9 protein-coding genes are annotated in these 11,036 nt (G+C 69.2%); 7 read left to right on the top strand and 2 right to left on the bottom strand.

What is annotated here, in order from left to right; all coding sequences use genetic code 11:
- Window positions 1-34: 34 nt before the first annotated feature.
- Window positions 35-1,177, top strand: a complete 1,143-nt coding sequence (locus ABFX45_RS41720) for an RICIN domain-containing protein (RefSeq protein ID WP_346136473.1) — start codon at window positions 35-37, stop codon at window positions 1,175-1,177.
- A 161-nt stretch (window positions 1,178-1,338) separates the two neighbouring features.
- Here the strand turns inward: ABFX45_RS41720 and ABFX45_RS41725 are convergent, their stop codons facing one another.
- Window positions 1,339-1,995 (bottom strand): potassium channel family protein, encoded by a 657-nt coding sequence (locus ABFX45_RS41725; protein ID WP_109640401.1) that lies wholly within the window; start codon window positions 1,993-1,995, stop codon window positions 1,339-1,341.
- On the bottom strand, window positions 1,995-2,657 hold the full coding sequence (locus tag ABFX45_RS41730; RefSeq protein WP_109640400.1) for a potassium channel family protein: 663 nt from the start codon (window positions 2,655-2,657) through the stop codon (window positions 1,995-1,997). Before ABFX45_RS41730 ends, ABFX45_RS41725 begins: the two co-directional genes overlap by 1 nt.
- 82 nt (window positions 2,658-2,739) lie before the next feature.
- Here ABFX45_RS41730 and ABFX45_RS41735 point away from each other — a divergent pair, with 82 nt between their 5' ends.
- The 6 genes from ABFX45_RS41735 (at window position 2,740) to ABFX45_RS41760 (ending at window position 10,655) form a co-directional block, all read left to right on the top strand.
- A complete protein-coding gene (locus tag ABFX45_RS41735) occupies window positions 2,740-4,725 on the top strand; it encodes an APC family permease (protein ID WP_109640399.1) in 1,986 nt (661 codons plus the stop codon).
- Window positions 4,722-5,912, top strand: coding sequence for a class I SAM-dependent RNA methyltransferase (locus ABFX45_RS41740; RefSeq protein WP_346136476.1), 1,191 nt, complete (start codon window positions 4,722-4,724; stop codon window positions 5,910-5,912). Before ABFX45_RS41735 ends, ABFX45_RS41740 begins: the two co-directional genes overlap by 4 nt.
- A gap of 62 nt (window positions 5,913-5,974) precedes the next feature.
- On the top strand, window positions 5,975-7,879 hold the full coding sequence (gene dxs / locus ABFX45_RS41745; RefSeq protein ID WP_346136478.1) for a 1-deoxy-D-xylulose-5-phosphate synthase: 1,905 nt from the start codon (window positions 5,975-5,977) through the stop codon (window positions 7,877-7,879).
- Window positions 7,880-8,121: 242 nt separating this feature from the next.
- Window positions 8,122-8,766 (top strand): slipin family protein, encoded by a 645-nt coding sequence (locus tag ABFX45_RS41750; protein ID WP_346136479.1) that lies wholly within the window; start codon window positions 8,122-8,124, stop codon window positions 8,764-8,766.
- 63 nt (window positions 8,767-8,829) lie between these two features.
- Complete coding sequence (locus ABFX45_RS41755) at window positions 8,830-9,513, top strand: response regulator transcription factor (protein ID WP_109640397.1); 684 nt, start codon at window positions 8,830-8,832, stop codon at window positions 9,511-9,513.
- A gap of 14 nt (window positions 9,514-9,527) precedes the next feature.
- Window positions 9,528-10,655, top strand: a complete 1,128-nt coding sequence (locus ABFX45_RS41760) for a sensor histidine kinase (RefSeq protein WP_346136481.1) — start codon at window positions 9,528-9,530, stop codon at window positions 10,653-10,655.
- Window positions 10,656-11,036 lie beyond the last annotated feature (381 nt).

Below are 11,036 nucleotides of genomic sequence, written 5' to 3' on the forward strand. Positions count from 1 at the left end.
ACCGTCGTCCCGATCACCCGCCAGGCCGGGCGATGTGTCTTCTCGGCACGGGCAAGGGCTTTCCAGGCGAGGTCGTCATCGCCACAGAGCGCCGCGGCGCACGCGAGGCTCGCGAGCGCGATCGTGTCGAAGACCAGATCCGGCCCAGACCGCTCGCCTCGACAGCGGCACGGCACAGGCGCTCCGCGAGCGTCACGTCCCGTCGGCGGGCGCCGCCGAGTCCGGTTTCCAGATCTCGTCGCGCCACAACAACAGGTGCCTCACGGTCTCGGACTACAACGCGGCCAACGGCGCGGGGGTGCTGATGGTCGACTGTCAGGGCGCGACCAGCCAGCTGTGGAACTGGGACCCGCAGCAGCCGCTGCACCTGCGCAACGTGCACAGCAACAAGTGCCTGACCGCCGCGTGGGGCAACGGCGAGAACGGTGCCGCTCTGCACATGTGGGACTGCAACAGGGACTGGGGCAGCCAGATGTTCTACCGCCCGGCGTCCACTCCGGAGGAGGTCGGCAGGCTGCGGACGATGATGAGCCCCAACCGGTGCGTGGAGATCTCCGGCGCGAACTGGTGGCAGGGCGCGAGCGTGCAGCTGTGGGACTGCGCGGGCGGTAACCACCAGCGTTGGAACGCACCCTCACGCGAGCTGTATCAGGGCGGGCGCGGCGAGCGTCAGGTCCGCATGAAACCTCTGATTCGCAGGATTGCGCTCCTGGCCTCGCTCGCGCTCGTCTCGGGCGGCCTGCTCGTCGGCACGTCCGCCTCGGCGGGCGCGCAGACGGGGGCCTACGTCCAGTCGAAGTTCAACGGCCGGTGCATGACCGCCTCCACCGGGCAGAACGGCGCCGGCGTCATCATGGTCGACTGCGTGAACGCCCCGACCCAGCGCTGGTACTGGGACGGGCTGCGGCTGCGCAACGCCGACGGCGGCAGATGCCTCACCGCCGCCTGGGGCAACGGTGACAACGGGGCCCACCTGCAGATGTACGACTGCGACCCGAACAGGCCCGGCCACCAGACCTTCTACCGGCCGGCCTCGAACTCCTCCGAGATCGGCAGGATCCGGGTGTGGATGCAGGGCTACCGGTGCGTCGAGATCGCGGGCGCGAACTGGTGGCAGGGCGCGTCAGTCCAGCTCTGGGACTGCCACGGAGGCGGCAACCAGTACTGGTGGGTGTAGTGCCGTGACCGCCGGTCGGTGCCGCGTCTTCCGGCGCTCAGCAGAGCACCTCGCGGCACCGGCCCCCGCCCCCCATATGCCCGATATGAGGGGCGGGGGCCGGCACCGCGATGCACCCGTCTGACCGTCGAAATACGGGGCACCGACCGGAGGTCAAGGCACTAATACCCGAGTGCGGTTTTGATGTCCTGCTCGACGGCGGCGGTGGTGACGAACAACAGCTCATCGCCGCCCTCGAGCGTGTCGTCCGGCTGCGGCACGATGACCCGTCCGCCGCGCAGGATCGTCACCAGCGCGGCGTCGCGGGGCAGCGTCAGCTCCGAGACGGCGCGGCCGGCGAAAGGCGTCGACTCGTCGAGGGTGATCTCCACGAGGTTCGCCTGCCCTTGCCGCAGCGTGAGCAGCCGCACGACGTCACCGATCGTCACGGACTCCTCGACCATCGCGGCCAGCAACCGCGGCGTCGACACGGCGACGTCGACACCCCACGACTCGGTGAAGAGCCACTCGTTCGTCGGGTCGTTCACGCGCGCGACGACACGACGGACCGCGAACTCGGTCTTCGCCAGCAGCGACACCACGAGGTTGACCTTGTCGTCACCGGTCGCGGCGATCACCACGTCGCACAGGTGCATGCCCGCGTCCTCCAAAGAGGACAGCTCGCACGCGTCGGCCTGCACCCACTCGGCCTGCTCGACGGAGTTCGGGTCGAAGTGCGCCCGGTCCCGCTCGATCAGCATCACCTGGTGCCCGTCCGAGACGAGCTCCTGCGCGATGGACCGGCCCACCGCGCCCGCACCCGCGATCGCGACCCGCATCAGCTCTCCTCCGGTGCCTGCAGCGCCGCCGCCGCGACGTCGGTGATCGTGCCGGACAGCGCCGCCACGTAGATGGTGTCGTCGGCCTGCACGACGGTCTTGGCGTCGGGCAGCACACCCGTGCCGAACCGCATCAGGAACGCCACCCGCGCGCCGATCGCGCCTTCCAGCTCGAACACGGGCCGCCCGACCCACATCTCGTCGACCTCGATCGGCAGCACCGCGACGGTGCCGGACGGGTCGCGCCAAGCGGTCGCCGCACCCTCGGGCAGCAGCATGCGCAGGAACCGGTCTGTGCTCCACGGCACGGTCGCCACGGTCGGGATGCCCAGCCGCTCGTACACGGCGGCGCGCTTGTGGTCGTAGATGCGGGCGACTACGTGCTCGACGCCGAAAGTCTCCCGCGCGACCCGCGCCGAGATGATGTTCGAGTTGTCGCCGCTCGAGACCGCCGCGAACGCGCCCGCGCGCTCCACGCCGGCCTCGATCAGGACGTTCCGGTCGAAACCGTTGCCGACGACCTGCTGGCCGTGGAAGTCGCTGCCGAGCCTGCGGAACGACTGCGGGTCCTTGTCGATCACGGCGACCTGGTGGTCGAGTCGCTCGAGGGCCCTGGCCAGGGAGGCTCCCACCCGGCCACATCCCATGATCACCACGTGCACGACATGCCTCCTCAGGCGAACTCTGGGCAGAACCTACCGAGCATTAGCCCGTCCCGGTGAGCGGACCCCTTACGCTCTGGCCGTGTCCAAGCTCGCCACCGCTGCCAAACGCCTCCTGGTAGGCAGGCCGTTCCGCAGCGACCGTCTCTCGCACACCCTCCTCCCCAAACGGATAGCCCTCCCCGTCTTCGCCTCGGACGCCATGTCCTCGGTCGCCTACGCGCCCGAGGAGATCTTCCTGATGCTGTCGGTGGCGGGCCTGAGCGCCTACGCGCTGGCGCCGTGGGTGGGCGTGGCGGTCGTCGTGGTCATGCTCACCGTTGTCGCCAGCTACCGCCAGAACGTGCACGCCTACCCGTCGGGCGGCGGCGACTACGAGGTCGCGACGGTCAACCTGGGACGCAGAGCAGGGCTCACAGTGGCGAGCGCCCTGCTCGTGGACTACATCCTCACGGTCGCGGTGTCCATCTCGGCGGCGGCGGCGAACATCGGGTCGGCGATCCCGTTCGTCGCGACCCACAAGGCGGAGTTCGCGGTCGCCGCGATCGTGCTGCTGACCGCGGTCAACCTCCGCGGCATCCGGGAGTCCGGCGCCGCGTTCGCCGTGCCGGTGTACGCGTTCATGATCGGTATTTTCTGCCTGATCGGCTACGGGCTCGTCCGCGGCCTCGTGATGGGCGAGGAGATGCGCGCGGAGAGCTCGGGGCTCGAGATCCACGCCGACCAGGACCACCTGATGGGCCTCGCGTTCGTGTTCCTGGTGATGCGTGCGTTCTCGTCGGGCTGTGCGGCGCTCACCGGTGTCGAGGCGATCAGCAACGGCGTGCCCGCGTTCCGCAAGCCGAAGTCCCGCAACGCCGCGACCACGTTGCTGCTGATGGGCGGCATCTCGGTGATCATGCTGATGGGCCTGATCATCCTCGCCCAGCTGACCGACGTGCGGATGGCCGAGTTCCCGAAGCAGCAGATCGCGAACGCTCCGGCGGACTACGAGCAGAAGACGATGGTCGCGCAGATCGCGCACGCGGTGTTCGACAACTTCCCGCCCGGCTTCTACTTCATCGCCGGTGTCACCGCGCTGATCCTGGTGCTCGCGGCGAACACCGCGTTCAACGGCTTCCCGGTGCTCGGCTCGATCCTCGCGCAGGACCGCTACCTGCCCCGGCAGCTGCACACCCGCGGCGACCGGCTGGCGTTCTCCAACGGCATCCTCTTCCTCGCCGGGTTCGCGGTCGTGCTGGTGATCGCGTTCGACGCCGAGGTCACGCGGCTGATCCAGCTCTACATCGTCGGCGTCTTCGTGTCGTTCACGATGAGCCAGCTCGGCATGATCAAGCACTGGCAGCGGCTGCTGAAGACCGAGAAGGACGTGGAGTCCCGCAAGCGGATGCGCCGCTCGCAGGCGATCAACACGTTCGGCCTCGCCATGACCGCGACCGTGCTGATCATCGTGCTCATCACCAAGTTCACCAAGGGCGCCTGGATCGCCATCGCCGCGATGGCCGCCATCTACGCGTTGATGACGGCGATCCGCAAGCACTACGACACCGTCGCCGAGGAGCTCCGCCAGCAGGAGCGGGTGCGCACGATGCCGGCCCGCAACCACGCGATGGTGCTGGTGTCCAAGCTGCACATGCCGACGCTGCGGGCGTTGTCCTACGCCAAGGCCACGCGGCCGGACGTGCTGGAGGCCGTCACGGTCAACGTCGACGACGGCGACACCCGCCGGCTCGTCGCGGAGTGGGAGAAGGAGAACTTCAAGATCCCGCTGAAGGTGATCGAGTCGCCGTACCGCGAGATCACCAAGCCCGTGCTCGACTACGTGAAGCGCGTGAAGACCGACAACCCGCGCGACGTCGTCACGGTGTTCATCCCCGAGTACGTGGTCGGTCACTGGTGGGAGCAGCTGCTGCACAACCAGAGCGCGTTGCGGCTCAAGGGAAGGCTGCTGTTCCAGCCGGGTGTGATGGTGACGAGCGTGCCGTGGCAGCTCGCGTCGTCCGTGAAGGTCAAGGACAAGGACGTCATCGCGCCCGGCGCTGTCCGAAGGGGACTGGACGACCGATGAGCTGGGTTGGCTCGAAGTTCGAGGTAGAGGTAGGACCCGTCGCACACGGCGGGCATTTCGTTGCACGGCACGAGGGACGCGTTCTGTTCGTGCGGCACGCACTGCCCGGTGAACGTGTCGTGGTGTCGGTGTACGAGGACAACGGCGGGTCGTTCTGCCGTGCGGACGCCGTGGAGATCCTGGAGCCGTCACCGGACCGCGTCGAGCCGCCGTGCCCGTTCAGCGGGCCGGGGATGTGCGGTGGCTGCGACTTCCAGCACGTGTCGTGGGACGCCCAGCGGGAGCTGAAGGCGCAGGTCGTCCGCGAGCAGCTGGCGCGCCTCGGCAAGATCGAACGGGACGTCGTCGTGGAGGCGTTGCCCGGCGGTCCGCTGGAGTGGCGGACCCGGATCCGGATGGCCGTCGACCGCGACGGCAGGCCGGGTTTCCGAGGCACCCGTTCCCACGATGTGATCCCGGTGGACCACTGTGTGATCTCGCGGCCGGGCATGGTCGAGTCGGTCGCTGACCGGAAGTGGCGCGCGCAGGAGATCACGATCACCCAGGACGGTGACGGCAACCGGCATGTGGGTGAGGTGCGCGGCCGACACACCGTGCGCCGCGCCGGAACCGGTACGGCCGTCGAGACCGCCGCCCAACGAAAGTGGCGAGTTTCGGCGGACGGGTTCTGGCAGGTCCACCCGGCGGCCGCGGACACGTTCGCGTCCGTCGTGGGGGAGTGGATCGCGGCCGAGCCCGGCCAGCGCGCGTGGGACCTCTACGGCGGCGCGGGCCTCTTCGCGTCGGTGCTGGCGCGGCAGGTCGGCGAGACCGGGTCCGTGCTGGTCGTGGAGTCTTTCGCGGGTGCCGTGGAGGACGGCCGGCGCAACCTCCGCCGCATGCCGCAGATCGAGTGGGTGGTGGGCAAGGTGGAGCGTCTCGTGACGCGCGCACTGCCCGTTGAGGACCCACACGTCGTGGTGCTCGACCCGCCTCGCAAGGGCGCCGGCAAGGTCGTTGTGGCTGAAGTCGCACGACGCCGCCCGGAGCGGGTCGTCTACGTGGCCTGCGACCCCGCCGCACTCGCCCGCGACCTGGCTGAATTCACAGTTCAGGGGTACCGGCTCGAAGACCTGCGGGCCTTCGACGCGTTCCCCATGACGCACCACGTGGAGTGCATCGCCCTGCTCGTACCTGAGACGAGGTGACAAAGCGTCTCAGTCGAGTCTCCGTAGACTGAGCCGAAGTCTTCAGGAGTGAGGTGGGCGTGGTGACCCTGCTGGAGTCCGTGCATGGACCGGCTGATCTGAAACGGATGGACGAGGCGCAGCTGAGGCAGCTGTGCGACGAGATCCGGCGTTTCCTGGTCGACAAGGTGTCCAAGACGGGCGGGCACCTGGGGCCCAACCTGGGCGTCGTCGAGCTGACCGTGGCGCTGCACCGCGTGTTCGACTCGCCGCAGGACCCGATCGTCTTCGACACCGGGCACCAGTCGTACGTGCACAAGATCGTCACGGGTCGCCGCGACGGCTTCGACCAGCTGCGTCAGCAGGGTGGCCTGTCCGGTTACCCGTCGCGTTCGGAGTCCGAGCACGACGTGCAGGAGAACTCGCACGCGTCGACGGCACTGTCCTACGCGGATGGCCTGGCGAAGGCGAAGCAGCTCACCGGCGACAACGGCCACGTCATCTCGGTCGTCGGCGACGGCGCGCTGACCGGCGGCATGTGCTGGGAGGCGTTGAACAACATCGCGGCGGACAAGACGCGTCCGGTCGTGATCGTGGTCAACGACAACGGCCGCTCGTACTCGCCGACGATCGGCGGTCTGGCCGACCACCTGTCCACGCTGCGGCTGCGTCCCGGCTACGAGCGTGTGCTGGAGAAGGGCAAGAGCGCGCTGCAGCAGACGCCGTTCTTCGGCAAGCCCCTGTACGCCGCGCTGCACGCCGCCAAGCGCGGCATCAAGGACGCGCTGGCCCCGCAGGCGATGTTCGAGGACCTCGGCCTGAAGTACATCGGCCCGGTCGACGGCCACGACATGGTGACGCTCGAGTCCGCTCTGCAGCGCGCCAAGTCGTTCGGCGGACCGGTGATCGTGCACGCGGTCACCCGCAAGGGCAACGGGTTCGCGCCGGCCGAGAACCACGAGGCCGACCAGATGCACGCCACGGGCGTCATCGACCCGATCACCGGCGAGAACGTGAAGCCGTCCAAGCGCACCTGGACGCACGTGTTCTCCGACTCGCTGGTGGAGATCGGCCGCGAGCGCTCCGACGTCGTGGCGATCACCGCCGCCATGCAGGGCCCGACCGGCCTGGACGCCTTCGCCAAGGCGTTCCCCGAGCGCTGTTTCGACGTCGGCATCGCCGAGCAGCACGCGCTGACCTCCGCCGCCGGTCTGGCGATCGGTGGCCTGCACCCGGTCGTGGCCGTCTACGCGACGTTCCTCAACCGGGCGTTCGACCAGCTGCTGATGGACGTCGCCATGCACAAGCAGGGCGTCACGGTGGTGCTGGACCGCGCGGGCGTCACCGGCCCGGACGGCGCATCGCACCACGGCATGTGGGACATGTCCATCCTCGGTGTCATCCCCGGCATCCACGTCGCCGCGCCGCGTGACGCCGCCACGCTGGCCGAGGAGCTGCGCGAGGCCGTGGCGATCTCGGACGCGCCGTCGGTGATCCGCTACCCGAAGGCTTCCGTGGGCGCGGACCTGCCCGCGTTGGAGCGTGTCGGTTCCGTCGACGTGCTGCGGCGGTCGGGCAACGACGTGCTGCTGGTGACCGTCGGCGCGCTGGGCGAGCTCGGTCTCGAGGCCGCGCAACGGCTCGAGGACCAGGGCATCGGCGTGACGGTCGTCGACCCGCGCTGGATCTACCCGCTGTCGGTGGACCTCGTGGAGATGGCCGCGTCGCACAAGCTCGTCGTGACTGTCGAGGACGGTGGCCGCCACGGTGGCTTCGGCTCGGCTCTCGCGGCTGCCCTGCGCGATGCCGACGTCGAGGTGCCGTTGCGCGACATCGCTCTGCCGCAACGGTTCCACGACCACGGTGAGCGTGCCGAGGTGCTGGCGCTGTGCGGCATCACCGCACAGGACGTCGCTCGTCGCGTCACCGAGTGGGCCGCCCGGCTGGAGTGCCTGCCCGTCGAAATTGACGAGCCCGCGGACAAGTAGGCCGCTACTCTCCACCCCCACGCCCGCTTTTTTGTGGCCCGGCAGGTCTCCCTCGCCGGGTTCCACGATCGAGGCGGGTGTTGGTTGCCTATGGAGCATCAGGTTCGACCCCTGAAAACCACGACCCCGGTCGCACACGGGGCTGTCCGGCTTTGCGAGTCTCTTGTGGACTCCCGCCGCGACGGTTCGCCGGCCGGGGTCGTGGTCTGCCTGGACGGTCTGCCTGGACGGAGGTGGAGACGATGAAGCACACGTTGTTCCCGTGGGAGCGGGGCGTCCGATTCGATCGTGGCGTGCTGGTGGGTGAGCTCGGGCCGGGACAGCACCGGCTGTCCTGGCGGCGTTCGCGGCTGCATCGCGTCGACATCCGTCCTCGCACGATGACCCCGGCGGCGCAGGACGTGCCGACCTCCGACGGTGTGCTGGTCCGCGTGACCGTCGTGGTGCGGTGGGCGGTGTCGTCGGCGACGAAGTTCGTGGTGGAGTCCGCGGCACCGGAGGACGAGCTCTACACGGCCGTGCAGCTGGCACTGCGCGGTGCGGTGCTCACGCGCGCGCACTCCGCCGTTCACGCTGAGCGTGACGCCATTGCGTCCGAGGTGCTGGCCGCGGTCGCTGCTCGCGCCGGGGAGCTCGGTGTCACGGTGTCCGACGTGGCCGTACGCGATGTCGTCATGCCCGGTGAGCTGCGGAGGGCCGCGCTGGCCGAGCTGGTGGCGGCGTCCGAGGGACGCGCGGCGCTGGAGCGGGCGCGCGGCGAGACGGCTGCTTTGCGGTCGTTGCTGAACGCGGCCCGGCTGGCGGAGGAGCACCCGGCGTTGCTGGAGCTCCGCGCGCTGCAGGCCGCCTCGACGGTCGTGGTGGACCGGCCGGCCCGCAGGTCGTAGCCGGAACCGGCCTGTGAAGGTGTCGTTAAGCGCCTTCTCAGGTCGGTATGGCACCTTTGACGCGTGCGGATTCTGGTAGTCGAGGACGAGGCGCCTCTGGCCGACGCGATCGCTCGCGGCCTGAGGCGTGAAGGCATGGCCGTGGACGTCGCCTACGACGGCGAGACCGGGCACGAGAAGTCGACCGTCACGCGGTACGACGTCGTGGTGCTCGACCGGGACCTGCCTGGGATGTCCGGCGACGAGCTGTGCAAGGAGATCCTCAGCTCCGGCGCGCTCACCAGGGTCATGATGCTGACGGCCAGCGGCACGATCGAAGACCGTGTCGCGGGACTGTCGCTGGGGGCGGACGACTACCTCGCGAAGCCGTTCGCGTTCCCCGAGCTGGTCGCGCGCGTACGGGCGTTGGCTCGGCGCGCGACGCCGGCGACGCCGCCCGTGCTGTCGGCGCAGGACGTCGAGCTCGACCCGGCGCGGCGCACCGTGTCGCGCGGCGGGCAGCCGATCGAGCTGACCCGCAAGGAGTTCGGTGTGCTCGAGGTGCTGCTCGCGGCCAAGGGATCGGTGGTGAGCAGCGAGGAGCTGCTGGAGCGGGTGTGGGACGAGAACGCCGACCCGTTCACCACGACCGTGCGCGTCACCGTCATGACGTTGCGCAAGAAGCTCGGGGAGCCGGGCATCATCGACACCGTCGTGGGCTCCGGTTACCGGGTGCCGAGCGCCTCGATCGGACCCGCTGAAGCCTGATCTCGGGGACTGCCATGCGACGGCGCGGGCCCGGACTGCGTCTCCGGATCACCCTCCTCACCACCGCGCTCGTCGCGGTGGTGAGCGCTGTGCTGCTCTTCCTCGGGTGGACGCTGGTCGGGCGCGTCTTCGACTCCTCGCCGTCGTTTCCCGCCGGCAGCCAGGTCACGGTCGACGGCGTCAACGTCGACGTGACGGTGCTGACGGACGCGCTGACCGACGCCGCGCGCCACGACCTGCTGCAGGCCGGGCTGATCGCGTTCGCGTGCATGGTGGTCGCCGCCGCGGTGCTGGCGTGGACGTTCACCGGTCGTGTCCTGAAGCCTCTGCACGACGTCACCGGTGCCGCGCGCCGGTTGTCGGCGGAGTCGCTCGGGTCGCGGTTGCGCCTGGAGGGCCCGCGGGACGAGGTCGCCGAGCTCGCGGACACGTTCGACGCGATGCTCGACCGGCTCGAAGCGGCCTTCGACTCGCAGCGTCGGTTCGTGGCGAACGCGTCGCACGAACTGCGTACCCCTCTCTCGGTGGTGCGCACTGAGCTGGACGTGACTCTCTCCGACCCCGACGCCGATGTGGAAGAACTGCGGCGCATGGCCGGAGTCGTGCGCGCGGCGGGGGAGCGTGCGGAGCAGTTGGTGTCCGCTCTGCTGCTGCTCGCACGCACGGACGGCATTGGGCTCGCGGTGCGTGAGCCGGTCGATCTCTCCGCTGTCGTCGAGTCCGCGTGGAAGGCCGTGCGCGCGGAGGCGGAGGCACGCGACCTGCGCACGGTGTTCCGGTGCGCGCCGGCGCTCGCGGTCGGGGACCCGGCGCTGCTGGAGCGCATCGCCGGCAACCTGCTGGAGAACGCCGTTCGCCACAACCACGTCGGCGGGTGGATCGAAACGGTGGTGGAGACCGGGCCGCAGTGGTCGGTGCTGCGGGTGTCGTCGTCGGGTCAGCTGATCGCGCCGGACCGCGTGGAGGAGCTGTTCGAGCCGTTCCGCCGCGGGGTCAAGGACCGCACCAGTCAGTCCGGCACGGGTCTCGGGCTTTCGATCGTGCGTGCCGCAGTGGCAGCGCACGGCGGGTTTGCGCAGGCAGTGGCCGTGCCGACGGGTGGCCTGTCGGTCACCGTGCACCTGCCGGCCGCACCTCGTTGATCAAGAGATACAACTTGTCGAAGTGGCGCCGGTCACACTGTGCGTCGATCTTGCCGGGTTTGGGCCGTCCGCGTGGCGCTTGACCTGCGGTTACGCCGTAAGTGACCCCCGATTTGGATCTCGGTGGGCGCCCGTGTAAATTTCTCTCTGCCAGCGCGGAACGGGCCGGGAAACACCGGAACGGAGCGCGGCGAAAGACTTCTAAGCCTGACACAGCCCCGGAAGTGACTCTCCTCGGAGATGAGCTGCGGTGTGCGCGTGTTCTTTGAGAACTCAACAGCGTGCCGATAACACAGTCAGTAATATGAATACTCCTCGTCAGGAGTATTCCTTTGAGTAGTTTTACCAGATTGCCAGACATATTCCGTCTGGAGCGATCAA

Origin of the sequence: Lentzea roselyniae (genome assembly GCF_039537795.1) — a bacterium.
Lineage (GTDB): Bacteria > Actinomycetota > Actinomycetes > Mycobacteriales > Pseudonocardiaceae > Lentzea > Lentzea atacamensis.